We start from the raw sequence: 24,398 nt of genomic DNA on the forward strand, positions 1-24,398 counted from the left end.
GGGCACCGCGCGGCGGTCGCATAGGCTGACGCTCTTCGAACGGGTGGAACGGGGGGCGTCGGGGTGGGCGGGCGCGGACTGCGGGAGATCATGGCCGACGCGGCGGGCGGACTGTTCCCGCCGCCGGACGGCTCGGTGACGGTGGTGCCGCAGCCGTCGGCGCGCGAGGCCGGGGTGCTGGCGTTCTCCGCGCACGCCGTGGTGTTCACCGACGAGGACCCGGCCTGGGTGCGGACCGCGCTGGCCGCCGTGCCGAGCGACCCGCTGGCCGCACCACTCTCCCCGCCCTTCCTGACCGCGCTCGCCGAGCGGACCGGCCGGGTGGCCGGCACCATCGACCTGCTGACCGTGGCCGGCCGGCTGCCCGGTGCTCCCCCGCTGGCGCCGGCCGAGGTCCGGGACCGGGCGCACCCCCGGGTGGTGCGCGCGCTGCGCTACCGCGAGGACGTCCGGGTCTTCACGGTCGACGGCGGGGTCCTGGTGCTCGGGCGCGGGGTGGCCGGACGGTGGGAGTGCGCGATCGAGGTGGACCCACAGGCGCGCGGCCGGGGCCTGGGGCGCGCGCTGGCGGCGAGCGCCCGGCATCTGCTCCCGGAGGGCGAGTGGATCTGGTCGCAGCAGGCGCCGGGCAACGCCACCAGCGTGCGGGCGTTCCAGGCGGCCGGCTACCGGCCGGTGGGCGCGGAGGCGCTGCTGGTGGTGGGGCAGCCGTGAACGGGGGCGGGGCGGTTCCGGGCGAGGTGGCTCCGGGCGAGGTGGCTCCGGGCGAGGTGGTTCCGGGCGACCTGGTGACGGTGCCGGCCGAGGTCCGGGATCGGCTGACGGTCCGTTTCGGCCCGGCGGCCGAGGCGTGGTGCGCGGCCCTCCCGGCGGTGGTCGAGGAGCTGGCCCGGCGCTGGAGCCTGGAGCTGCGCGCGGCCGGCGGCGGCGGGACGTCCCGGGTGTTCCGCTGCGAGCGCGGTGACGGCGCCGCGGTCTGGCTGAAGCTGACGCCCGATCCCGAGGTGGCCACGCAGGAGGCGGTGGCCCTGCGGGCCTGGTCGGGGCTGCCGTCCGTGGTGCGGCTCCTGGCGACGGACACGGCGGCGAACGCCCTGCTGCTGGCGGACGTGGAGCCCGGGGCGCCGCTGCGGCAGCGGGCCTGGCGGCCGGCGGAGGTGGCGCCGCTGCTCGGCGCCCTGCGCTCGGTGCCGGTGGACGGGCTGGCCCTGCGGCCGCTGGGCGACCGGGTGGAGTTCCTCTTCGACCTCACCGAACGGCGCGCGCCCGGCGCGGTGCCGCCCGGGGCGCGTGCCTTCGCCCGGGAACTGGCAGCCGGCGGGCCGCTCGCGCTCGTCCACGGGGACCTGCACCCGGCCAACGTCCTGGACGGCCCGGCCGGACCGGTCGCGATCGACCCGCGCCCGTCCCTCGGGGACCCGGACTTCGACCTGGTGGACTGGGTGCTCGACGGCGTCACCGACCGGCCCGCCCTGGACCGGGCGATCGCCGACCTGAGCGCCCGCGTCCCCGGGGCCGATCCGGCCCGCGTCCTGGCCTGGTGCCGCGCCCTCGCGGTGACCGTCGCCGCCCCCCGCGCGGCAGCGGGCCGGCACGACGCGGAGACGGCGTTCCTGCTGGAGCTGGCGGGGTTCTGAGGCCGCGGCGCAGCACCGGACGGCGGCGGGGTCCTGCGGCCGCCGTGTCCGCACAGGAAGTCGGCGGGTCCGACTTCCTGTGCGAGCGCCGAGGGCGGGGCTTCAGCCTGCGGCGAGGCCGCCCAGGAGGAAGGCGAAGGCGCCGGTGAGGAGGGCGCCGGTGGTGATCGCCAGGGCGGTGACCAGCCACTTCCAGGGGATCAGCGACTTCAGCAGCCGGGCGGCCAGGCAGGCGCCGAGGGTGATCGCCGCGAGGGCGAACAGGAAGAGGCTCAGCCACTTGAACAGCCCGGCCGTGCCCGCCAGGCGGCACTCGCCGTCCTCGCAGGAGACCCGGACCCGGTTGTGGGTGTCGACCTTCCAGTCGATCCGGGCGTACTCGTTCGGCAGGCCGCCGCCGTCGGGGTAGAAGGTGCCCCGGCAGTCGCCGGTCTCGGTCGGGACGGCCTCGGCGGAGTCGGTCCGCAGGCACCGGTCCGCCACCAGCACCCCGGGGGTGCCGGAGAGGCCGGTCGCGTACCCGAGCCCGTCCCCCGCCGTCACCGCGCCCCAGCCGCCCACCCCGAGCAGCGCCAGCACGGCGGCGGCGATCGTCAGCGCCTTCACCAGTGCCCGCCGAATGTCCGGATCCATCGCCACCCCTGTTCCGTCGCCCCCGGTTGCAGGGACGCACCGACCGGCCGCCCGGTTCGGCTCCGGAGGCCGGCGGTCGGGAAGGGCGGCGGCCAGGAGTGCTCCGCGGCCTCGCCGGAGACGAGCGCCGAAGCTCCGCCGCAATTCGCTCCGCCCCCCGGCGGAGCGCACTGCCCCCGGGAGGGGACGCGGACCGACCGGTGCGTGGTTGCGGAAGGGCGGCGCGGTCAGGCGGAGTGCGCGCCGGCCGGGGCGAGGGAGGCGATGATCCGGACCGCGTCGGCGATCTGGCCGTCTGTGAGGTCCCCCCGGGCGGTGAGGCGCAGCCGGGAGACGCCGTCCGGGACGGACGGCGGACGGAAGCAGCCGACCGCGAGACCGGCCCGGCGGCAGTCGGCGGCCCAGGCCACGGCGGCCTCCGGGCCGGGGGCGCGGACCGAGACGACCGCCGCGTCCGGGGTGGAGGCCCGCAGGCCGGCGGCGGTGAGCCGGGCGGCGAGGGTGCGGGCGACCTCGCGGGCCCGCTCGGCGCGGTGCGGCTCGGCCCGCAGCAGGCGCAGCGCGCCGAGGGCGGCGCCGGCGGCGGCCGGGGCCAGGCCGGTGTCGAAGATGAAGGTGCGCGCCGTCTCGGTGAGGTGGCGGATCACCCGGCGCGGGCCGAGCACCGCGCCGCCCTGCGAGCCGAGCGACTTGGACAGCGTGACGGTGGCGACGGTGTCGGGATCGCCGGCCAGGCCCGCGGCGGCCAGCGCACCGGCGCCGCCGGGGCCGAGCACGCCCAGGCCGTGCGCGTCGTCCACCAGCAGGGCGGCGCCGTGGGCGCGGGCGGCGGCGGAGAGTCCGGGCAGCGGGGCGGCGTTGCCGTCGACGGAGAAGACCGAGTCGGTGACCACCAGCGCCCGCCGGTGGGTGCGTTCGGCGAGCGCGGCACGGACGGCGTCCGGGTCGCTGTGCGGGGCGCGGTGGACGTCGCCGCGGGCGAGCCGGCAGCCGTCGATCAGCGAGGCGTGGTTGTAGGCGTCGGAGACGATCAGGGTGTCCGGGTCGGTGAGCGCGGTCAGCGCGGCCAGGTTCGCGGTGTAGCCGGAGGAGAACACCAGGGCCGCCTCCACCCCGCAGAACTCGGCCAGCTCGCCCTCCAGTTCGGTGTGCAGGGCGGTGGTTCCGGTGACCAGCCGGGAGCCGGTGGCGCCGCCGCCCCAGCGCAGCGCCGCGTCGGCGGCGGACCGGGTGACGGCGGGGTGCCGGGTCAGCCCGAGGTAGTCGTTGCCCGCGAGGTCGAGCACCGGGTCCTCGGCCGGGCGGCTGCGCAGCGTCCGGGTGAGGCCTGCCCGGGCCCGCAGCTCGGCCGTCTCGTCGAGCCAGTCGAAGACGGCGGCGGGGGCGGGGACGGCGTCCGCCGGAGTGCGGACGGGCGGTTCGGACGCGGTGCGGTGGGCCATGCCCGGCACTCTGGCACGGCGGGCGCGACCCGGGCAATGTGCGAAGCGGCACACGCCCGGGCGGCCGTTCCGACGCCGTCCACCGGCGGATCGAGGCCGGTGGGGGCCTCGGGCTGCCGGCGCTCTCGGACCGGAAGCGGGCCCGGGCGTTCGTCGACCTCGCGCACCGGGCCGCCGGGGAGGCCGTCCGGCAGGAGGGGTGCGCCGGGGCGCGCCCCGCCGAGCGGGCGCCCGCGACTCCGGGGAGGAGCTGAGCCCCGGGCTTTGCCCGGGGTGTGCGCGAGCAGGCAAGATAGCCGGGTGACCCTCCTTGATCTGATGCCGAAGCCCGCTACCCCCGACGCGCTGTACGAGACGTTCGCCGCCTGGGCGGAGGAGCGCGGGATCACGCTGTACCCGGCGCAGGAGGAGGCCCTGATCGAGCTGGTGTCGGGGAACAACGTCATCCTCGCGACGCCGACCGGGTCGGGGAAGAGCCTGGTGGCGGCCGGTGCGCACTTCGCCGCGCTGGCGGAGGGCAAGCGGACCTTCTACACCGCGCCGATCAAGGCACTGGTCTCGGAGAAGTTCTTCGACCTCTGCAAGATGTTCGGCACCGAGCAGGTCGGCATGATGACCGGTGACGCGAGCGTCAACCCGACCGCGCCGATCATCTGCTGCACCGCCGAGGTGCTGGCGCAGATCGCGCTGCGGGACGGCGCCCGGGCCGACGTCGGCCAGGTCGTCATGGACGAGTTCCACTTCTACGCGGAGCCGGACCGCGGCTGGGCCTGGCAGATCCCGATCCTGGAACTCCCGCAGGTGCAGTTCCTGCTGATGTCCGCGACGCTCGGCGACGTCCGTCGTTTCGAGGAGGACCTGACCCGCCGCACCGGCCGGCCGACCACCGTGGTCCGCTCGGCGACCCGGCCCGTCCCGCTGTTCTACGAGTACCGCCGCACCACCATGCACGACACCCTGGAGGAGCTGCTGAAGACCGGTCAGGCCCCGGTCTACGTCGTGCACTTCACCCAGAAGGAAGCCGTCGAGCGGGCGCAGTCGCTGATGAGCATCAACATGTGCTCGAAGGCGGAGAAGGACGCCATCGCCGCCCTCATCGGCAACTTCCGCTTCACCACCAAGTTCGGTCGCAACCTGTCCCGCTTCGTGCGGCACGGGATCGGCGTGCACCACGCGGGCATGCTGCCCAAGTACCGCCGGTTGGTCGAACGGCTCGCCCAGGCGGGGCTGTTGAAGGTGATCTGCGGTACCGACACGCTCGGCGTGGGTGTCAACGTGCCGATCCGCACGGTGCTGTTCACCGCGCTGTCCAAGTACGACGGCGTGCGCGTGCGGGTGCTGCGGGCCCGGGAGTTCCACCAGATCGCCGGACGGGCCGGGCGGGCCGGGTTCGACACCGTCGGGCAGGTCGTCGCGCAGGCGCCCGAGCACGTGATCGAGAACGACAAGGCCGTCGCCAAGGCGGGCGACGACCCGAAGAAGAAGCGCAAGATCGTCCGCAAGAAGGCGCCGGAGGGCTTCGTCGGGTGGTCCGAGGAGACCTTCGAGCGGCTGATCGGGGCCGACCCGGAGCAGCTGGTCTCCCGGTTCAAGGTGAGCCACGCGATGCTGCTGTCGGTGATCGGCCGGCCCGGCAACGCCTTCGAAGCGATGCGCAAGCTCCTCACCGACAACCACGAGGAGCGCGGCGCGCAGCGCCGGCACATCCGCACCACGATCGCCATCTACCGCTCGCTGCTGGAGGGCGGCGTGGTCGAGCGACTCCCGGAGCCGGACGCGGAGGGCCGGATCGTCCGGCTGACCCTCGACCTCCAGGAGAACTTCGCCCTCAACCAGCCGCTCTCCACCTTCGCGCTGGCCGCCTTCGAGCTGCTCGACCCGGCCTCGCCCTCGTACGCGATGGATGTCGTCTCGGTGGTCGAGGCCACCCTCGACGACCCGCGCCAGATCCTCGCCTCGCAGCAGAACAAGGCCCGCGGCGAGGCCATCGGCGAGATGAAGCGCGACGGCATCGAGTACGAGGAGCGGATGGAGCGGCTCCAGGAGATCACCTACCCGAAGCCGCTGGAGGAGCTGCTCACCCACGCCTACGAGGTGTACCGGCGGGCGCACCCGTGGATCGGCGACCACGAGCTGCGGCCGAAGTCCGTGGTCCGCGACCTGTACGAGCGGGCGATGACCTTCTCGGACTACGTCGGCCACTACGACCTGGCGCGCACCGAGGGCATCGTGCTGCGCTACCTGGCCGGCGCCTTCAAGGCGCTGGAGCAGACCGTGCCCGACGACCTCAAGACCGACGACCTCAAGGACGTCATCGCCTGGCTCGGCGAGCTGGTCCGCCAGGTCGACTCCAGCCTGCTGGACGAGTGGGAGCAGCTGGCCAACCCGACCGATCCGCAGGCCCCCGAGGTCGCGCTGGACGACAAGCCGGCGCCGGTGACGGCCAACGCGCGGGCGTTCCGGGTGCTGGTGCGCAACGAGCTGTTCCGCCGGGTCGAGCTGGCCGCGCTGGAGAACTACCACGCCCTCGGCGAGCTGGACGGCGAGTACGGCTGGAACGCGGACCGCTGGGCGGAGGCGATGGACGGGTACTGGGACGAGCACGACGACCTCGGGACCGGGCCGAACGCGCGTGGCCCGAAGATGCTGCTGATCGAGGAGGAGGACTCCTCCTGGAAGGTCCGGCAGATCTTCGACGACCCGGCCGGTGACCACGACTGGGGCATCAGCGCCGAGGTCGACCTGTACGGCTCCGACGAGGAGGGCCGGGCGGTCCTGCGGGTCACCTCGGTGGACCGGCTCGACGGCTGACCACCCGACGGCGGCGGGGTCCACCACGGGTGGGCCCCGCCGCCGCGTCACATCCAGACGAAGGGCGCGCCCGCCGAGTAGGAGACCGCCCGGGTGGCCTCGTCGAGCGCCTGCTCGCCGCCGGCCGGGGCGGTGGACGGGGCGCCGACCGGGGTGGGCGGGCCGGAGGGGGCGGGCGCGGTGCCGTGCGGCTCGACGGGCCGCGAGCTGGTGACCGTCACGTACTGGCCGACCGCCGCGACGCGCTGCTCCGAGCCGGGCTTGGCGCTGCCGGCGGGCTGGGCGGGGGCGGTGGAGGCGTCCGGGAGGATGAAGGTGATCGCGCCCGGCTTGGCCCGCAAAGTCTCGGCGGCCCTGGCGGCGGCGGCGTGGTCGGCGAAGCGCAGCAGGGTGACGCTGCTGAGCACCGGCTGGGCCTGGCCGGCGAAACTGACGGCGAGGTAGGCCTGGCAGCCGCTGTCGCGCAGCAGGTCCTCGGCGCGGTCCTGGAGGGTCTCGGCGCAGCTCTCGCCCTGCCGGACACCGGAGCGCTTGCCCCGGTAGGCGCCGACCTCGATCACCCGCTGGGCGGGGAAGAGGGTGTCGACGTTGAGGCCCTCGGGGTCGGTCGCGGCGCGCGGTGGCGGACTGCCGACCACCCGCGGGGTGCTGGAGGCGTCCTTGCTGGCCGGGCCCAGGCCGGGTATCCAGTCGCCGGGCGCCGGGCGGGTGATGATCCAGCCGCCGGCCGCCACCACGCCGACCACCACGACCCAGCCCACGACCCGGCGGGCGCCGAATCTCCCGGGCGGCTGTCGATGGGCCTCGGCCGGCCGGGCGGCTCCGTGCTGTTCCTGGTCACCCGATGGCGGGGTCCGCTCCCCCTGCGTGGTCATGGCGCAGATTCTAAGCAGTGCGCGGGTGGTGGAGATCACGGGGGCGGGCCGTTGACGATCACCCGTACTACCGGTCGGTAACCCCGGCCCTCGGGGGACGTGACCTGCACCACTACCGTGAGCTGTGACACTGTGACAACTCGCACATCCTCCCGGAGATCTTCTGGTGGGTTCCCTCTGGCGTCGCCCGACGGCCAGCAGGCAGGATCAGCCTCATGGATCTGCTCGATACCCTCACCGCCAAGGGCCTGCGCGGGGAAATCCCCACCCGCGAGGAGGCCCTGGCCGTCCTCGCCACCACCGACGACGAGCTGCTGGACGTGGTCGCGGCCGCCGGGCGGGTGCGCCGGCAGTGGTTCGGCCGCCGGGTCAAGCTCAACTACCTGGTGAACCTCAAGAGCGGGCTCTGCCCGGAGGACTGCTCGTACTGTTCGCAGCGGCTGGGCTCCAAGGCCGAGATCCTCAAGTACACCTGGCTGAAGCCGGACCAGGCCGCCGAGGCGGCGAAGGCGGGCGTCGCCGGCGGCGCCAAGCGGGTCTGCCTGGTGGCCAGCGGCCGCGGCCCGACGGACCGTGACATCGACCGGGTGGCCGACACCATCTCGGCCATCAAGGACGCCGACCCGGCCGTCGAGATCTGCGCCTGCCTCGGCCTGCTCTCCGACAACCAGGCCGAGCGGCTGCGGGCGGCCGGCGCCGACGCGTACAACCACAACCTCAACACCTCCGAGGGCACCTACGGGGACATCACCACCACCCACACCTACGCGGACCGGGTGGACACCGTGCAGAAGGCGCACGGCGCGGGCCTGTCCGCCTGCTCCGGCCTGATCGCGGGCATGGGCGAGAGCGACGGCGACCTGGTCGACGTGGTCTTCGCGCTGCGCGAGCTGGGCTCGGACTCGGTACCGGTCAACTTCCTCATCCCGTTCGAGGGCACCCCGCTGGCCAAGGAGTGGAACCTCACCCCGCAGCGCTGCCTGCGGATCCTGGCGATGGTCCGCTTCGTCTGCCCCGACGTCGAGGTGCGGATCGCGGGCGGACGCGAGGTCCACCTGCGCTCGCTGCAGCCGCTGGGCCTGCACATCGCCAACTCGATCTTCCTGGGCGACTACCTGACCAGTGAGGGCCAGGCCGGCCAGGCCGACCTCGACATGATCAAGGACGCGGGCTTCGAGGTGGAGGGCGCCGGCGAGGCCACCCTGCCCCGGCACCGGGCCGACATCGCGGCCGCCGCCGAGGGCGGCGCGTGCGGGACGGGCGGCGGCTGCGGGCCGTGCGGCGGGCACGCCGCGCCGGCCGAACAGCCGATCGCGGAGCAGGCCGGGGGCTGCGGGCCCTGCGGCGGGCACACCGCGCCGGCCGTCGAGGCGGAGACCGCCGAGGCCGCCGGGACCGCCGGGGCCGGGACGGCCGTCGCCGGGGCGAACACCGGCGACGGGCTGCGCAGCGACCTCGTCCGGGTCCGCCGGCGCGGTGCCGGTACCGAGCTGGCCCCCAACGCCTGACCGTCCGCAGGGAAAGACTCACCATGGCTCAGCTGACCACCGACACCCTCCTCGCCCTCGACCGCGCGCACGTCTGGCACCCGTACGGTCCGATGCCCGGCACCGCCACCCCTTACGTCGTCGAATCGGCGTCCGGGGTGCGGCTGCGGCTCGCCGAACCCGTCGCGGGCCGCCGCGAGCTGGTCGACGGCATGTCGTCCTGGTGGGCGGCGATCCACGGCTACGGGCACCCGGTGCTGGACGAGGCGGTGCGCGACCAGCTGGGCCGGATGAGCCACGTGATGTTCGGCGGGCTCACCCACGAGCCCGCCGTACGGCTCGCCGCGCGGCTGGTCGAGATCACCCCGGAACCGCTGCGGCACGTCTTCCTGGGCGACTCCGGCTCGGTGGCGGTCGAGGTGGCGATGAAGATGTGCCTGCAGTACTGGCAGTCCGTCGGGCGGCCGGAGAAGCGACGGCTGCTCACCTGGCGCGGCGGCTACCACGGGGACACCTTCCACCCGATGTCGGTCTGCGACCCGCAGGGCGGCATGCACCACCTCTGGGGCGGGGTGCTGCCCGACCAGCTCTTCGCACCCCAGCCGCCGGCCGGCTTCGACGCCCCGCCGGACGCCGGGTACGCGGCGGAGTTCGAGTCACTGATGGAGCGGCACGCGGGCGAACTGGCCGCCGTGATCGTCGAGCCGGTGGTGCAGGGCGCGGGCGGGATGCGGTTCCACTCCCCGGCCTACCTGCGGATGCTGCGCGAACTCTGCGACCGGCACGGGGTGCTGCTCGTCTTCGACGAGATCGCCACCGGGTTCGGCCGCAGCGGCGCGCTGTTCGCGGCCGACCACGCCGGCGTCTCGCCGGACGTGATGTGCCTGGGCAAGGCGATGACCGGCGGCTACCTGACCATGGCGGCCACGCTCTGCACCGCCGAGGTCGCGGACGGGATCAGCCGGGGCGAGATGCCGGTGCTGGCGCACGGGCCGACGTTCATGGGCAACCCGCTGGCCGCGGCGGTCGCCAACGCCTCGATCGACCTGCTGCTGGGCCAGGACTGGCAGGTCGAGGTGAAGCGGATCGAGGACGGTCTGCGGGACGGCCTGGCGGACGCCGCCGAGCTGCCCGGGGTCCGGGACGTACGGGTGCAGGGGGCCATCGGGGTGGTGCAGCTCGACCACCCGGTGGACGTGGCGGCGGCGACCGAGGCCGCCGCCCGGGAGGGGGTCTGGCTGCGGCCGTTCCGCGACCTCCTCTACACGATGCCGCCGTACGTGACGCGGGACGAGGACGTGGCGCGGATCGCCGCGGCTGTGACGGCGGCGGCGGTGGCCGGATGAGCGCGCGGATCCTGTTCGTCACGGGGACCAACACCGAGGTCGGAAAGACCGTCGCCACCGCCGCGGTCGCCTCGGCGGCGCTGCGGGGCGGCGCGCGGGTCGCGGTGCTGAAGCCCGGCCAGACCGGTCTGGCCGCCGGCGAGCCGGGCGACGTGGACGACGTCCGCCGCCTCGCCGCCGACCCGGCCTCGGGTGCGCCGGCCGGCCGGCTGACCACGCGCGAGCTGGCCCGGTACCCGGAGCCGCTGGCCCCGAACACGGCGGCGCGGCGCGCCGGACTGCCCCCGGTGTCGCCCGACGAGGTGGCGGCGGAGGTCGCGGCGCTGGCCGCGTCGCACGAGCTGGTACTGGTCGAGGGCGCCGGCGGACTGCTGGTGCACTACGACGACGAGGGCCGGACGCTGGCCGACCAGGCGCGCGCGGTGCGGCGGGCCGGTCTCGCGGCCGAGGTGCTGCTGGTGGCCTCGGCGGGGCTGGGCACGCTCAACATCGTCGCGCTCACGGCGGAGGCCCTGCGGGCGCGCGAGCTGCCGCTGGCCGGCGTCGTCGTCGGCTCCTGGCCGCAGCGCCCCGGGCTCGCCGAGCGCTGCAACCTCGCCGACCTGCCCCGGTCGGCGGACGCTCCGCTGCTCGGCGCCCTCCCGGCGCACGCGGGCGGCGCGCCGGACTTCGCCGCGCTGGCCGTCGCCTCCCTGGCGCCCGAGCTGGGCGGCGACTGGGACGCCGCGGCCTTCGCCCGGACGCACCGGCCGTACGCGCTGTAGGACGCGCGGGAGGCGCGGGTGCCCGCCCGGGCCCGTGGGGGCGGGCGGGCACCGCGCTCAGGCGGGCGCCGGGCCGTGCAGCAGTACCGGTTTGACGGCCGCTCCGGCGACCGAGTCCGCGACCGCGCGGTTGATGTCGGCCAGCGGGTACGACCGGACGAGCCGGTCCAGCGGGAAGCGGCCCGCCAGGAAGAAGTCCAGCAGCTGCGGGATCAGCAGCTGCGGGACGCTGTCGCCCTGGAGGATGCCCTTCACCGTGCGGCCGAGCAGCTGGACCAGTCCGACCGAGAGGTCCTGCCCGGTGCCCGCCGACCCGACGATGCCGGCCGTTCCGCCGACCGCCAGCGACTCCACGGCGGCCCGGGCGGTCCGCGGCAGGCCCACCGCGTCGAGCGCGAAGTCGACACCGCCCCGGCTGAGCCGGACCACGGCGGCCGCCACGCCGTCCTGGGCGCCGTCGAGCACGTCGGTGGCACCGAGTTCGAGCGCGAGGTCCAGCCGGGCGCGGTTCAGGTCGACGGCGATGATCCGTGAGCAGCCGGCGATCCTGGCCGCCATCACCGCCGCCAGCCCCACCGGCCCGGCGCCGAACACCACGAGACTGCTCCCGGGCGGTGCCGCGAACACCCCGAGCACCGCGCCCGCGCCGGTCTGCAGCCCGCAGCCCAGCGGGCCGAGCAGTTCGAGCGGGGCGTCCTCACGGACCTTCACGACACTGCGCCAGTGGGCGACGACGTGGTCCCCGAAGGAAGACTGGCCGAAGAAGTGCCCGTTGATCTCGGTGCCGTCCGCGTCCCGGTAGGCGGTCGAGCCGTCCGCCCGCCGGCCGCGCAGGTTGAGCGGCAGGAACGACGCGCAGTGCATCGGGTGGCCGGTGAGGCAGGGACGGCAGGAGCCGCAGCTCATCGGGGCCAGCACCACCGGGTCGCCGGGGGCGACCGAGGTCACCCCCGCGCCGACGGCCGCGACCACACCGCTGCCCTCGTGCCCGAGGACGGCGGGCAGGCCCGGCGGGAGGATCTGGTCCAGCGCCAGCAGGTCGGTGTGGCACAGGCCGGTGGCGACGAGCCGGACCAGCACCTCGTCGGCCCGGGGCGGCTCCAGCAGGACGTCCTCGACCGTGAACGGCCCGCCCTTGCCTCGGGCGACGGCGGCCTTGATGGACAGCATTCGGGTCCTCTCTCATGACGGTGGGCAGGGGCCGGCCCCGGGTCACCGACCCGGGGCCGGCGGGGCGGCGGGGGCCGCCGCCGGGTCGCCGGGGCGGGCGCCGGGCGCGTCGCCCGGAGCGTCGTGGCCGCCGCCGTCGTGCGGACCGGCGGTGGTGCTGGTCACCCGGCCGTCGGCGAAGCGCAGCCGGCCCTCCCCGGCGACGACCAGGTCGGCGAACTCGAAGCGGGTGATGCCGGTGTCCGCCGCGACGACCCACGCCTGTCCGGTGCGCCCGTCCCGCACGGCGACGGCCATCGCGTCCACTACGAGGTCCGGGGCGGCCACCGCCACCCCGGCGGCCCGCCAGGCGGCGAGGCGCCCGGCGATCAGCGGCGTCTCGACCGCGCCCGGGCAGAGCACGTTGAGGGTGACGCCGTCGCCCGCGAGCGCCGGCGCCAGCGACCGGACCAGCCCCACCACGGCGTGCTTGGAGGCGGCGTAGAACACGTCGGGCGAGGGACGCAGCCCGGTGGTACTGGCGGTGACCGTGATCGAGCCCCCGCCACGGGCCCGCAGCGCCGGGAGCGCGGCCTGCACCCCGTAGACCACCGAGTCGACGTTGACCGCGAGCAGCCGCCGGTAGGCCTCGGGATCGAACCCGTCGCCGATCGCGCTCCCGGCCAGGACGCCGGAGTTGAGCCAGACGGCGTCCAGGCCGCCGAACCGGTCGACCGCGGCCCGCACCAGCCGCTCGTTGTCGGCCAGTTCGGCGGTGTCGGCCCGGACGAACAGGGCGCCGGTCTCCCGGGCGACCGCCTCGCCGCGGGCCCGGTCGATGTCGGCCAGTACGACGTGACCCCCCTGGGCGGTGAACCGCCGGGCGGCGGCGGAACCGATTCCGCCGCCCCCGCCGGTGATCAGTACGACCTTGCCCGCGAAGCCCGCGAGGTCCGCGGACCTCGCGGGGCCCGCGGGGCCGGCCGTGTCCGGAGTCGTGTCCATGCGTCCGGGTCAGGACAGCAGGGTCGAGAAGAAGACCAGTTTGGCCTCGGCGACCTTGCCGGGGTCGACCGGGCGCCACTGGCGGACCCCGGTGCGCCCGGCGTAGCTGCCGCTCACGCCGACCACCGGGCAGTAGAGCCACTCGCCGGAGACCAGGTTGCTGAACCGTGCCCAGGCCTCGACGTGCACGTCGCCGTCGGCGAGCGCGATCTTCTCGGTGATGCAGGTCATCAGCTCGTCGTCGCTCTCGCGGCGCGTGACGATCTTGTAGAAGCCGTCGACCGTACCGATCGCGGCACCCGACGGGTCGCGCAGCTCCGCCACGTAGGTGCCGCTCTGTCCGACCTTCGGGTCCTCGAAGTCGATGTCGTTGGCGAAGGTGACCAGGTGCTCACTGAGGTTCTCGAACATTGTCCATCGTTCCTTCGGTAGGGGTGCCGGGTGCTCCCGGCGGTCATGACGGGTGGGGTCGGGTGCCCTGGGACGGTCGGGTACCGGGGATGTCAGGCCTTGCGGAACACGTCCTTGACGAGGATCAGGCCGCCCTTGAGCGTGAAGAGGTCCACGCCCCGGTCCAGCACCCGGCCGGTGGCGTCGCGCAGGGTGAACTCGATGATCTGCCGGTCCCCCACCACCACGGCCGGCTCGAAGACCAGGGCGATCCCCTGGTCGCCGAACTCCTCGCGCTTCTTGACCAGGTCCACCAGGTAGGCCCGGATCTCGTCGCGCCGGTAGGTGGTGCCGGGCTCGGGCCCCTCGGCCACGCTCCAGACGCCGTCCTCGGCGAAGCAGGCGACCGCCTCGTCGAAGGCGTCCCGGGCGCACGCGTCGAAGAAGGCCGCGACCTTGCCCTCGCCGACCGTCGTGCCGGCTACCGCGTTGTCGGTCATCGTGATCTCGTCTCTCTCGGGTCGGAATCTGTCGGTCGGAATCTGTTGCTCGGGATGTGTCGGTCGGGATGTGTCGGTCGGGGTGTGTCGGTCGGGGTGTGTCGGGCACGCTCGGTCGTACGGAACGGGCCGGGCGGGCCGGGCGGGTGCCGGTCAGGACAGCAGGACGGGCAGGCTCTCCAGCCCGCGGAACTGGAGGCTGTGCCGCCAGACCAGCCGGTCGGCCGGCACCGCGAGCTCCCAGCGGGGGAAGCGGCTCAGCAGGCGGCCGAACAGCACCTCGCCCTCCAGCCGGGCCAGCGGGGCGCCGATGCAGTGGTGGATGCCGTGGCCGAAGGACAGGTGTTGGTTCCTGGTGCGGCCCACGTCCAGCCGGTGGGGGTCCTCGAAGACCGCCGGGTCCCGGTTGGCGGCGCAGAGCGAGACGAAGACGATCTCGTCCGCGGGGATGGTCACCTCGCCCACCTGGACCGGCTTGGTGGTCCAGCGGATGGTGGCGAGGTTCAACGGGCTCTCGTAGCGCAGGAATTCCTCGACCGCACCGGCCAACAGGGTGGGGTCGGCCCGGAGCCGGCCCAGCTGGTCGGGGTGCTGGATCAGCGCCAGCACACCACTGCTGATCATGTTCGCGGTCGTCTCGTAGCCAGCGTTCATCAGCAGGAACAGGCTGGAGATCAGCTCGCCGCCGTCCAGCCGGTTGCCGTCGTCCTCGGCGTCGATGAGCGCGCTCACCAGGTCGTCGGCGGGCTCCTTGCGCTTGGCCTCGACCACCGCCGCCAGGTGGCCGTACGCCAGCCCGACCGCCTCCCGCTTCTCGGCGGCGGTGGACCGGACGCTGGTGAGCACGCCGTTCCAGCGGCGCAGATCGGCGAAGTCGGACACCGGCACGCCCAGCAGGGCGCCGATCACGTAGATCGGGAAGGCCAGGGCGATCTGCTCGACCAGGTCGAACTCCGCGCCCGGCACGATGTCGTCGACCAGGTCGTCGGCCAACTCCTCGATCCATGGCCGCATCTGCTCGACCCGGCGCATGGTGAAGGCCTTGGAGACGATCCGCCGCAGCCGGGTGTGGTCCGGGGGGTCGCTGAAGAGCATGCTGCGCGGGTTGCTGCCCGCCGAACCGTCGGGGTGCAGGGCGTGCCGCTCGATGATCCGGGGCAGGCCGAGCGCGTCCTTGGACAGCGACTGGTCGGCCAGCAGCGCCCGGACGTCCTCGTGCCGGGTCACCACCCAGGCGTTGACCTCCGAGGCGAGCGTCTTCACCACGTGCCGGCCGACCGGCGCCTCGGTGCGCAGGACGTCGTAGGAGGGGTAGGGGTTCTGCATGAACGTCGGACCGAACACGGTGTCGGCCTCCGGGGCCGGTGCGGGCGGGGTGGATTCGGTGGTCATCGCGGTGCTTCTTCCTCCGGTACCGATCCGGACAGCCACGACTCGACGGCACGGCCGGTCGAGGGTCCGGAGTCTCCGATGATGGTCAGGTGATCTGCCGGCACGTCGACCGTCGTGTGCCGGGTGGGCCAGGACGCCGCGGGGACCGGTCGGTCGGCCGCGGTGCCGGGGAGGAACTCGGTCGCCCGGACGAGCAGGACCGGGCTCGCCACCGGCGCCGGCCGCCAGTCGCGGAACAGGTCGAAGTGACGGCCCATCGCGCTCAGTCCGGCGTCCGTGGTCGCCTCCACCAGCTCGGCGCGGTCCGCCAGGGCGGTGAACAGCGTCGACTCCAGGGCGGTGAGACCCGGGCTGCCCGGCAGGTGACTGTCGAGCAGGACCACGGCGGCCGGGGCCGCTCCCTCCTGCGCCAGCGCTCCGGCCACGGCGTGCGCGACCCAGCCGCCCGACGAGTAGCCCACCAGGACGACGGGCCGGTCGCCGTGCTCCGCGCGGACGGCGGCCGCCTGGCGGCCGACGAACTCCGCCAGGGTGCGGGGCAGTGCCTCACCGGCCGCGTACCCGGACGGCGCGAGCACGGTCAGGCCCCGGCGGCCCCGGAACGCGGTCGCGAACCGGGCGTACTGGTAGGCGTGCGCGGGTGCCACCAGCGAGGGGAAGCAGACCAGGGGCGGTCGGGCCGGTCCCTCGGCGAAGCGGGCGCTCCGTGGTGCGGGCGGCGCCGATGCCGGGGCGTCCGGTCCGTCCGGGCGGTCCGGGCCGTCCGGTTCGTCGCGCAGGTGGGCGGCGGCGGCGAGCAGGCGCAGCCCCTGGCCGGCCCGGCCGGCCAGGCTGGCCTGCCGGAACAGCGCCACCAGCGGGGTCTCGGGTCCGTTCGGGGCCGGAGCCTGAGCCTGAGTCGGAGCCTGAGTGGGAGTCGGAGTCGGATCCACCGGGGGCGCGTCGACGATCCGCTCGGTCAGCAGGGCGGCCAGCGCCGCGCCCGTCGGGCACTCGACGATCGCCGACGGGGCCAGCCGGACCCCGGTCGCCTCGTGCAGCCGGGTGCGCAGCTCCGCCGCGCCCAAGGAGTTGAGCCCAAGCTCGGTGAAGGTGTCGGCCGGCCCGGCGGGCGCGTCCGGATCGCCGAGCACGGCGGCGACCTGATCCAGCACCACCTCGGTCAGCAGCGCGGTCCGGGACGCGGGCGGCGCTTCGCGGAGCCGTCGGCGGAACATCTCGCTCCCAGACTCGGCCTCGTCCGGCTTCGACCCCGGCCGCACATACGTGTGCGGACTCGTGTGCGGGCTGCCGGCCGGCTCCTGTCCGGCGAAGGCCTCCCGGCCGGTGCCGTTCCCGGCCCCGGGCCGGCCGGTCATGGCGGTGGAGCGGGTCGCGGACAGCCAGTGGCCGCGGCCCTGGAACGGGTAGACCGGCAGGTCCACCCGGCGGCCGCCGCCCGGGGCGGTCAGGTCCACCGGCAGTCCCCGTACGTGGAGGCGGGCGAACGCGGCCGTCAGCGCGGCGCGGTCCGGGCGGTCGGCCCGCAGCAGCGGGACGGCCGCGGCGGCCCCGGGATCGGTGAGGCAGTCCTGGACCATCGCGGTGAGCACGGCGTCCGGCCCGAGTTCGACGAAGGTGCGCACCCCGCGCCCTTCCAGCGTCCGGACACCGTCGGCGAACCGGACCGGCTCCCGCACGTGCCGCACCCAGTAGTCGGCACCGGCCACCTCGGCCGGACCGACCACCGCACCGGTCAGGTGGGAGACCAGCGGGATCACCGGCGGGTGGTAGGCGATCCGCTCGGCCTCGGCGCGGAACGCGGCCAGCATGCCCGCCATGTGCGGGGAGTGGAAGGCGTGGCTGACCCGCAGCCGCTTGGTCCGCCGGCCCCTGGCGGCCAGCACGGCGGCGACCTCCCGGACGGCGTCCTCGTCGCCAGAGAGCACGGTGGCGGCGGGGCCGTTGACCGCGGCCACCGCGAGCCGGTCGGCACGCTCGGCGACGAGCTCCGCCACCTCGTCCGGCCCGGCCTCGACGGCCGTCATCGCGCCGCCGGGCGGCAGCTCCTCCATCAGCCGCGCCCGGGCCGCGACCAGTGCGGTGGCGTCCGCGAGGTCGAACACACCGGCCACATGGGCGGCGGCGAGCTCCCCGATCGAGTGCCCGGCCACCACGTCCGGCACCAGGCCCCGGCTCTCCACGAGCCGGAAGAGGGCGACCTCCAGCGCGAACAGCGCCGCCTGGGCGTGCCCGGTCCGGTCCAGCAGGGCGGCCCCGGTGGAGCCGGGGCCGGCCTGCAGCACGCCCCGGACGGAGTGGCCGAGCCGCTCTTCGAGCCCGTCGCAGGCCTCGTCGAACGCCGCCCGGAAGACCGGGAACGCCTCGTACAACTCCCTTCCCATTCCCGGGCGCTGGCTGCCCTGCCCGGTGAAGAGGAAGGCCACCGCGCCGTCCGCGGCCACCCGGCCGGTGATCACCCCGGGCACCTGGCGGTCCGCCGCGAGTGCGGCGAGGCCGGCGTCGAAGCCGGCCCGGTCCTCGGCGAGGACGACCGCCCGGTGGGTCAGCGCGGCCCGGCCGGTGGCGAGGGACCAGCCGAGGTCGGCGAGCGTCTGGTCGGGGTGGGTGCCGAGGTGGGCGCGGAGCGAGCGGGCCTGGGCTCGCAGCGCGTCCGCGCCCCGGGCGGACACCGGCAGCGCGAGGACGCCGGCGGCCGCGGCGGCGGTCCCGGTGGCGGCGACGGCGCCGGTGGTGGCGACGGAGCCGGTCGCGAGGTCCGCCGCGGGGGCGGGGGCCGGGCCGGGCTCCGGCTCGGGGGCCTCTTCGATGATCGCGTGCGCGTTGGTGCCGCTGACACCGAAGGAGGACACGCCGGCGCGGCGCGGCCGGCCGGTCCGCGGCCACGCCACCGGCTCGGTCACCAGTGACACCGCGCCGGACGACCAGTCCACGTGCGGGGACGGCGCGTCCACGTGCAGCGTGCGGGGCAGCACCCCGTGCCGCATCGCCAGCACCATCTTGATCAGCCCGGCGAGGCCGGCGGCGGCCTGGGTGTGCCCGATGTTCGACTTCACCGAGCCCAGGTACAGCGGCCGGTCGGCCGGTCGGTCCTGCCCGTAGGCGGCCAGCAGGGCCTGCGCCTCGATCGGGTCGCCCAGCCGGGTGCCGGTGCCGTGCGCCTCCACCGCGTCGACCTCGGCCGGCGTCAGACCGGCGTCGGCCAGCGCCTCGCCGATCACCCGCTGCTGGGCGGGCCCGTTCGGCGCGGTCAGCCCGTTGCTGGCGCCGTCCTGGTTCACCGCGCTGCCGCGCAGCACCGCGAGCACCGGGTGCCCGTTGCGGCGCGCGTCGGAGAGCCGCTCCAGCACCAGGACGCCCGCGCCCTCACCCCACCCGGTGCCGTCGGCCCCTGCGGCGAACGCCTTGCAGCGGCCGTCCTCGGCGAGTCCGCGCTGGCGGCTGAAGTCGACGAACACTCCGGGGCCGGACATCACCGTCGCCCCGCCGACGAGCGCCAGCGAGCACTCGCCCTGGCGCAGCGACCGGGCGGCGAGGTGCAGCGCCACCAGCGAGGACGAGCACGCGGTGTCCACGGTGAGCGCCGGACCGCGCAGGCCCAGGGTGTAGGCGAGCCGGCCGGAGAGCACGCTGGCCGCGTTGCCGGTGCCCAGGTAGCCGTCCAGGCCGTCCGGGATCTCCCGGACGAACGACAGGTAGTCCTGCCCGTTGGTGCCGATGAACACCCCGGTGCGGCTCTCCCGCAGACCGAGCGGGTCCAGGCCGGCGCGTTCCACCGCTCGCCAGGCGATCTCCAGCAGCAGCCGCTGCTGCGGGTCCATCGCCGCCGCCTCGCGCTCGCCGATCCCGAAGAACGCCGCGTCGAAGCGGTCGGGCCGGTCCAGGAAGGCGCCGTGGCGGGTGTAGCTGGTGCCGGACCGCTCCGGGTCCGGGTCGTACAGGGTGGCGAGGTCCCACCCGCGGTCGGTCGGGAACTCGGACACCGCGTCACGCCCGGTGCGCAGCAGCTCCCAGAAGTCCTCCGGCCCGGCGATCCCGCCGGGGAACCGGCAGTCCATCGAGACGATCGCGACGAGGTCCTCCGCGGGATCGGCGCCGGCAGCGGACCGGCCGGCCCGCTGCTCGGTGTCGTCCCGCAGCCGGGTGCGCAGATGGGCGGCGAGCGCCTGCGGGTTCGGGTGGTCGAACGCGAGGGTCGGGGGCAGGGTGACGCCGAGGGCGGTGCCCAGTGCGTTGCGCAGTTCGACCGCGGTGAGCGAGTCCAGGCCGAGTTCCCGGAACGGCTTGTCGGCGACGACCGCCGTGGCGTCCCGGTGGCCCAGCACCCGGGCCGTGGTGGCCGCCACCAAGTCGCGCAGGGCCCGGTCGAGTTGGGCGGGCGGCAGGGCGGCGAGCCCGGTCGTGGCGCTGCCCGCGCCGGCCGTCGCGCCGCTCGGGGCGGGCTCCGGCCGGGCTTCGGTCAGGTCCGCGAGCATCGGCGGCAGCGGCGCTCCCCCGGCGGCCAGCCGCGCCCAGCGGACGTCGGCGACCACGGTGGTGGCGGCGCCGGCGTCCACCGCCGTGCGCAGCGCCGCGAGGGCGGGCCCGGCCGCCATCGGCTCGACCGCGAGCCGGGCCAGCTTCTGCCGGGCGCCGTCGCCCGCCGCCATCCCGGCGCCGGCCCACGGCCCCCACGCGATCGAGGTGGCCGGCAGGCCGTTCCGCACCCGGCGCTCGGCCAGCGCGTCGAGGAACGCGTTGGCCGCCGCGTAGTTGCCCTGGCCGGCGCTGCCCAGTGTGCCGGCCACGGAGGAGAAGAGGACGAACGCCGACAGCTCGGTACCGAGGGTCAGTTCGTGCAGGTTCAGCGCGGCGGCAGCCTTCGCCCGGGCCACTTCGGCGAGCCGCCCGGGCGTCAGCGCGGTCAGCACGCCGTCGTCGAGCACCCCGGCGGCGTGCACCACGGCCGTGACCGGGGCCGGGAGCCCGGCCAGCAGGGCGGCGAGCGCGGCGCGGTCCGCCACGTCGCACGCCTCGATGCTCACCTCGGCGCCCAGCGCGGCCAGTTCGGCGGCCAGCTCCTCGGCGCCCGGTGCGTCGGCGCCCCGGCGGCCGGTGAGCACCAGGTGCCCGGCGCCCTCCCGGGCGAGCCAGCGGGCCACTTCGGCGCCCAGCGCGCCCGTGCCGCCGGTCACCAGGACGGTGCCGGACGGCCGCCAGCGCGGCGGCGTCGGGCCGGGCCGGGCCCGCACCAGCCGGCGGGCGAACACCGCGTCGCCGCGGATCGCGGCCTGGTCCTCGCCCGTCGCCCCGGTGAGGAGGCCGGCGAGCCGGGCGCCGGTCCGCCCGTCCGGCGCGGCCGGGAGGTCCACCAGGCCGCCCCAGGTCAGCGGCTGTTCCAGCCGGGCGACCTGGCCGAGCCCCCAGAGCGGGGCCTGGGCGTAGCCGCCGAGGCCGTCCTGCGGGGTCGCCGGGACGGCGTCCCTGGTCGCCGTCCAGAGCGGGACGTCGAGGCCGAGGTCGGTGACGGCCTGCTGGACCGCGAGGGCGCCGGCGAGGCCGCGGGTGATCTCGGGGTGGTCCGGCTCGGGCCGCTCGTCGACGCCCGCCAGGCAGAGCACGCCGCGCAGGGCGGGGGCATCGGCGGGGGCGGCGTCGGCGGCGCGGGCCGGGGTGTCGGCGAGGGCGCCGCGGATCCGGTCGGCGAGTTCCGCGCGAGCGGCCACCGGCACGATCACCGGCTCGACGCGCCCGCGCAGGCTCGCGACCACCTCCGCCGCCCACGGCCGGTCGCCCTCCCCCTCCGGGACAACGACCAGCCAGCGGCCGGGCGCGGTGGCGGGGTCGGCCGGGGCAGCCTGGTCGGTCAGGGCGGCCTCGGGCAGCCGCTGCCAGCGTGTGCGGTACTGCCAGTCGGCCGCCTGCTCGCCGGCCTGCCGCGAGCGGTGCCAGGCCGACAGTGCGGGCAGCACCCGGCTCAGTGGCACGTCGCCCGTCAACTCCAGGGCGGTGGTGAGCTCTTCGAGGTCGCCCTGGTCCACCAGCCGCCAGAACTCCGGGTCGGTCCGCCCGGCCGGGGCGGCCGGGTCGGCGCCCTCCTCGTGGGACAGCCAGTACCGGTCGGACCGGAACGTGTACGTCGGCAGGTCCACCCGCCGGGGGCTGCCGTCGGCCCCGGCCGAGACCACGCCGGCCCAGTCGACCGGGACGCCGGCCGTGAACAGGGCCGCGGCGGCGGTCAGCGCGGCGCCGCGCTCCGGGCGGTCCCGGCGCAGCAGCGGGACGGCCAGCGGGACGCCCGGCAGCTCGCCCGCCGGGCCGGCCTCGGCGGGCCGCCCCGCCGAGGCGGACTCCGCGACCAGCGCCGACAGCACCCCGTCCGGGCCGGCCTCCAGGCAGGTGTCGAACCCGTCCGCGAGCAGGGTGGCCGTCACGTCCGCGAAGCGGACCGGCGCGCAGACCTGGTCCACCCAGTAGGCCGCCGAGCCCCAGGACGCCCCGTCACTCCACCGGCCGGTCACCGCGGCGACCCCGGGCAGCTCGGGCGAGCGGGTGGTCACCCCCGCCAGCACCTCGCCGAACGCGTCGAGCATCGGCCGCATCAGCGGCGAGTGGAAGGCGTGGCTCACCGTGAGCGCCTTGACCCGGCAGCCCGCCGCGCGGGCCACCCGGCCGACCCCCTCGACCGCGTCCGCCCGGCCGGAGACCACCACCGACGTCGGGCCGTTGACCGCGGCGACCGCCAGCTGCCCCGGGGTCCGGGCCTCCTGCTCGGCCACCCAGCCGAGCACCCGGTCCGGCTCGGCCTGCACCGCGAGCATCGCGCCACCCGTCGGCAGCGCCTGCATCAGCCGGCCGCGGGCCGCCACCACCGCGCAGGCGTCGGGGAGCGACCAGACGCCCGCGACGTACGCGGCCGTCAGCTCGCCGATCGAGTGGCCGGCCACGGCCGCCGGCCGGATGCCCCACGACCGCGCGAGCCGGACCAGCGCGACCTGGAGGGCGAACAGCGCGGGCTGGGCCAGATCGGTCCGGTCCAGCGACCGGCCGTCGGCGGCGACCCCGGTGGCCATCGCCTCCCGCAGCGGGACGCCCAGCAGCGGGTCGAACGCGGCGCACACCTCGTCGAGCGCCGCCGCGAACACCGGGAACGCCTCGGCCGCCCCGGTGCCCATACCGGCCCGCTGGGCGCCCTGGCCGGTGAACAGGAACGCCACGCCGCGGCCCGTCCCGGCCACGCCCTCGGCCCGCACGACGGCGGGGTGGGCCGTGCCGGCCGCGACGGCCCGCAGGCCGTCGAGCAACTCCTGCGGGCTGTCGCCCAGCACCACGGCCCGGTCCTCCAGCGCCGGGCGGCTGGTGGCCAGCGACCACGCGACGTCGACCGGTCCGGGCGCGGATCCGGCGGCGGACCCGGCGGTCAGGAAGTCGGCGAGCCGGGCCGCCTGGGTGCGCAGCGCCTCGGGACCGCGCCCGGACACCACCCACGGCAGCGTGCCGCGCGCCACCGCCCCGTCGGCCGGTTCCCCGGTCGGCTCCCTGGTCGGCTCCCCGGTCGGCTCCTCGACCGCCGGGGCCTGCTCCAGCACCAGGTGCGCGTTGGTGCCGCTGATCCCGAACGCCGACACCGCCGCCCGGCGCGGCCGCCCGGTCTCCGGCCACGCCACCGGCTCGGCCAGCAGCGACACCGCGCCGGAGGCCCAGTCCACGTGCGGGGACGGCGCGTCCACGTGCAGCGTCCGGGGCAGCACCCCGTGCCGCATCGCCATGACCGCCTTGATCACCCCGGCGACCCCGGCGGCGGCCTGGGTGTGCCCGATGTTCGACTTCACCGAGCCCAGGTACAGCGGCGGGCCGTCCGGGCGGTCCCGGCCGTAGGTGTCCAGCAGGGCCTCCGCCTCGATCGGGTCGCCGAGCCGGGTGCCGGTGCCGTGCGCCTCCACCACGTCCACGTCCTGCGTGGTCAGCCGCGCGTCGGCCAGGGCCCGGCGGATCACCCGGCGCTGGGACGGCCCGTTCGGCGCGGTGAGACCGTTGCTGGCACCGTCCTGGTTCACCGCGCTGCCGCGCAGCACCGCGAGCACCCGGTGGCCGTTGCGCCGCGCCTCGGACAGCCGCTCCAGCAGCACCAGGCCGACGCCCTCGGACCAGCCCGTCCCGTCGGCGGCCGCCGCGAACGACTTGCAGCGGCCGTCGGCGGACAGCCCGCGCTGGCGGGAGAACTCCATGAACAGCGTCGGCGTCGACATCACCGTCACGCCGCCCGCCATGGCCAGCGAGCACTCGCCGGCCCGCAGGGCCCGGGCGGCCAGGTGGATCGCCACCAGCGACGAGGAGCACGCCGTGTCGACGGTGACCGCCGGGCCCACCAGCCCCATCGCGTAGGAGATCCGGCCGGAGACGACGCTGTCGGCGCTGCCGCTGATCAGGTAACCCGCCACCTCCTCGGGCACCGTGCTCTGCCGCAGCGCGTAGTTCTGGTACATCGCCCCGACGAACACCCCGGTGTCGCTGCCGCGCAGGGTCAGCGGGTCGATCCCGGCGCCCTCCGCGACGGTCCACGCGGTCTCCAGCAGCTGCCGCTGCTGGGGGTCCATGGCGAGCGCCTCGCGCGGCGAGATGTCGAAGAACCCGGCGTCGAACTCCGGTGCGCCGTAGAGGAATCCGCCCGCCCGCGCATAGGTGGTGCCCGGGTGGTCCGGGTCCGGGTGGTAGAGGTCGGCCGGCCAGCCCCGGTCGGTCGGGAACTCCGACATCGCGTCGCGCCCGTCCTCCACCAGCCGCCAGAGGTCCTCCGGCGACCGGACCCCGCCGGGGTAGCGGCAGGCCATGCCGACGATCGCGATCGGCTCGTGCTCGCGGTCCTCCAGCTCGCGCACCCGCTGGCGCGACCGCTTGAGGTCGGCGGTCACCCGTCGCAGATACTCGACGACCTTGTCCTGCTCCGACACCTGTCGTTCCCTTCCGTGCTGCGTCGTGTGCGGGTCG

At 75.9% G+C, this 24,398-nt stretch carries 15 protein-coding genes; 6 read left to right on the forward strand and 9 right to left on the reverse strand.

Translation table 11 applies throughout. The features are described from left to right. Nucleotides 1–90 precede the first annotated feature (90 nt). Together ACIF6L_RS21150 and ACIF6L_RS21155 are read left to right on the forward strand one after the other, a co-directional pair. Entirely contained in the window at nucleotides 91–714 is a 624-nt protein-coding gene (locus tag ACIF6L_RS21150; RefSeq protein ID WP_396486744.1) for a GNAT family N-acetyltransferase, read from the forward strand. Between the two features lie 41 nt (nucleotides 715–755). Next, the gene (locus ACIF6L_RS21155) at nucleotides 756–1,637 is read left to right on the forward strand and encodes an aminoglycoside phosphotransferase family protein (protein WP_396486507.1); all 882 of its coding nucleotides are present in this window, start codon (nucleotides 756–758) and stop codon (nucleotides 1,635–1,637) included. Nucleotides 1,638–1,739: 102 nt separating this feature from the next. On the opposite strand, the gene ACIF6L_RS21160 is transcribed toward ACIF6L_RS21155, so the two are convergent. Continuing rightward, on the reverse strand, nucleotides 1,740–2,270 hold the full coding sequence (locus ACIF6L_RS21160) for a hypothetical protein (protein ID WP_396486508.1): 531 nt from the start codon (nucleotides 2,268–2,270) through the stop codon (nucleotides 1,740–1,742). A 227-nt stretch (nucleotides 2,271–2,497) separates the two neighbouring features. Beyond that, on the reverse strand, nucleotides 2,498–3,712 hold the full coding sequence (locus ACIF6L_RS21165; protein ID WP_396486509.1) for an 8-amino-7-oxononanoate synthase: 1,215 nt from the start codon (nucleotides 3,710–3,712) through the stop codon (nucleotides 2,498–2,500). A 318-nt stretch (nucleotides 3,713–4,030) separates the two neighbouring features. Here ACIF6L_RS21165 and ACIF6L_RS21170 point away from each other — a divergent pair, with 318 nt between their 5' ends. Continuing rightward, entirely contained in the window at nucleotides 4,031–6,523 is a 2,493-nt protein-coding gene (locus ACIF6L_RS21170) for a DEAD/DEAH box helicase (protein WP_396486745.1), read from the forward strand. A 47-nt stretch (nucleotides 6,524–6,570) separates the two neighbouring features. On the opposite strand, the gene ACIF6L_RS21175 is transcribed toward ACIF6L_RS21170, so the two are convergent. After that, complete coding sequence (locus ACIF6L_RS21175; RefSeq protein WP_396486510.1) at nucleotides 6,571–7,398, reverse strand: hypothetical protein; 828 nt, start codon at nucleotides 7,396–7,398, stop codon at nucleotides 6,571–6,573. Between the two features lie 215 nt (nucleotides 7,399–7,613). On the opposite strand from ACIF6L_RS21175, the gene bioB reads away from it, so the two are divergent. From bioB to bioD, 3 genes are read left to right on the forward strand one after another with little or no spacing between them, the layout of a single operon-like run. Continuing rightward, a complete protein-coding gene (bioB, locus tag ACIF6L_RS21180) occupies nucleotides 7,614–8,906 on the forward strand; it encodes a biotin synthase BioB (protein ID WP_396486511.1) in 1,293 nt (430 codons plus the stop codon). A gap of 23 nt (nucleotides 8,907–8,929) precedes the next feature. Further along, on the forward strand, nucleotides 8,930–10,231 hold the full coding sequence (locus ACIF6L_RS21185) for an adenosylmethionine--8-amino-7-oxononanoate transaminase (RefSeq protein WP_359810869.1): 1,302 nt from the start codon (nucleotides 8,930–8,932) through the stop codon (nucleotides 10,229–10,231). After that, nucleotides 10,228–10,995: a dethiobiotin synthase gene (gene bioD / locus ACIF6L_RS21190; RefSeq protein ID WP_396486512.1), complete on the forward strand. Its 768-nt coding sequence runs from the start codon at nucleotides 10,228–10,230 to the stop codon at nucleotides 10,993–10,995. The genes ACIF6L_RS21185 and bioD overlap by 4 nt, the downstream gene beginning before the upstream one ends. Before the next feature lie 57 nt (nucleotides 10,996–11,052). On the opposite strand, the gene ACIF6L_RS21195 is transcribed toward bioD, so the two are convergent. From ACIF6L_RS21195 to ACIF6L_RS21220, 6 genes are all read right to left on the reverse strand, one after another. Further along, nucleotides 11,053–12,165, reverse strand: coding sequence for an NAD(P)-dependent alcohol dehydrogenase (locus ACIF6L_RS21195; protein ID WP_359810875.1), 1,113 nt, complete (start codon nucleotides 12,163–12,165; stop codon nucleotides 11,053–11,055). Between the two features lie 42 nt (nucleotides 12,166–12,207). Then, nucleotides 12,208–13,149: an SDR family NAD(P)-dependent oxidoreductase gene (locus ACIF6L_RS21200; RefSeq protein ID WP_396486513.1), complete on the reverse strand. Its 942-nt coding sequence runs from the start codon at nucleotides 13,147–13,149 to the stop codon at nucleotides 12,208–12,210. Nucleotides 13,150–13,158: 9 nt separating this feature from the next. Further along, on the reverse strand, nucleotides 13,159–13,560 hold the full coding sequence (locus ACIF6L_RS21205) for a hypothetical protein (protein ID WP_329486217.1): 402 nt from the start codon (nucleotides 13,558–13,560) through the stop codon (nucleotides 13,159–13,161). Nucleotides 13,561–13,652: 92 nt separating this feature from the next. Further along, nucleotides 13,653–14,039, reverse strand: a complete 387-nt coding sequence (locus ACIF6L_RS21210; protein ID WP_396486514.1) for a nuclear transport factor 2 family protein — start codon at nucleotides 14,037–14,039, stop codon at nucleotides 13,653–13,655. 153 nt (nucleotides 14,040–14,192) lie between these two features. Continuing rightward, complete coding sequence (locus tag ACIF6L_RS21215; RefSeq protein ID WP_396486515.1) at nucleotides 14,193–15,431, reverse strand: cytochrome P450; 1,239 nt, start codon at nucleotides 15,429–15,431, stop codon at nucleotides 14,193–14,195. Further along, entirely contained in the window at nucleotides 15,428–24,361 is an 8,934-nt protein-coding gene (locus ACIF6L_RS21220; RefSeq protein WP_396486516.1) for a type I polyketide synthase, read from the reverse strand. The genes ACIF6L_RS21215 and ACIF6L_RS21220 overlap by 4 nt, the downstream gene beginning before the upstream one ends. Nucleotides 24,362–24,398: the final 37 nt, after the last annotated feature.

The sequence above is a fragment of the Kitasatospora sp. NPDC086009 genome (genome assembly GCF_044540385.1).
In the GTDB taxonomy this organism is placed as follows: Bacteria; Actinomycetota; Actinomycetes; order Streptomycetales; family Streptomycetaceae; genus Kitasatospora.

Excerpts from the sequence above, each read along its gene's own strand:
- ACIF6L_RS21150 (WP_396486744.1), top strand. The coding sequence starts at position 91 with ATGGCCGACGCGGCGGGCGGACTGTTCCCGCCGCCGGACGGCTCGGTG.
- ACIF6L_RS21160 (WP_396486508.1), bottom strand. The coding sequence starts at position 2,270 with ATGGATCCGGACATTCGGCGGGCACTGGTGAAGGCGCTGACGATCGCC.
- ACIF6L_RS21165 (WP_396486509.1), bottom strand. The coding sequence starts at position 3,712 with ATGGCCCACCGCACCGCGTCCGAACCGCCCGTCCGCACTCCGGCGGAC.
- ACIF6L_RS21170 (WP_396486745.1), top strand. The coding sequence starts at position 4,031 with ATGCCGAAGCCCGCTACCCCCGACGCGCTGTACGAGACGTTCGCCGCC.
- ACIF6L_RS21175 (WP_396486510.1), bottom strand. The coding sequence starts at position 7,398 with ATGACCACGCAGGGGGAGCGGACCCCGCCATCGGGTGACCAGGAACAG.
- bioB (WP_396486511.1), top strand. The coding sequence starts at position 7,614 with ATGGATCTGCTCGATACCCTCACCGCCAAGGGCCTGCGCGGGGAAATC.
- ACIF6L_RS21185 (WP_359810869.1), top strand. The coding sequence starts at position 8,930 with ATGGCTCAGCTGACCACCGACACCCTCCTCGCCCTCGACCGCGCGCAC.
- bioD (WP_396486512.1), top strand. The coding sequence starts at position 10,228 with ATGAGCGCGCGGATCCTGTTCGTCACGGGGACCAACACCGAGGTCGGA.
- ACIF6L_RS21195 (WP_359810875.1), bottom strand. The coding sequence starts at position 12,165 with ATGCTGTCCATCAAGGCCGCCGTCGCCCGAGGCAAGGGCGGGCCGTTC.
- ACIF6L_RS21200 (WP_396486513.1), bottom strand. The coding sequence starts at position 13,149 with ATGGACACGACTCCGGACACGGCCGGCCCCGCGGGCCCCGCGAGGTCC.
- ACIF6L_RS21205 (WP_329486217.1), bottom strand. The coding sequence starts at position 13,560 with ATGTTCGAGAACCTCAGTGAGCACCTGGTCACCTTCGCCAACGACATC.
- ACIF6L_RS21210 (WP_396486514.1), bottom strand. The coding sequence starts at position 14,039 with ATGACCGACAACGCGGTAGCCGGCACGACGGTCGGCGAGGGCAAGGTC.
- ACIF6L_RS21215 (WP_396486515.1), bottom strand. The coding sequence starts at position 15,431 with ATGACCACCGAATCCACCCCGCCCGCACCGGCCCCGGAGGCCGACACC.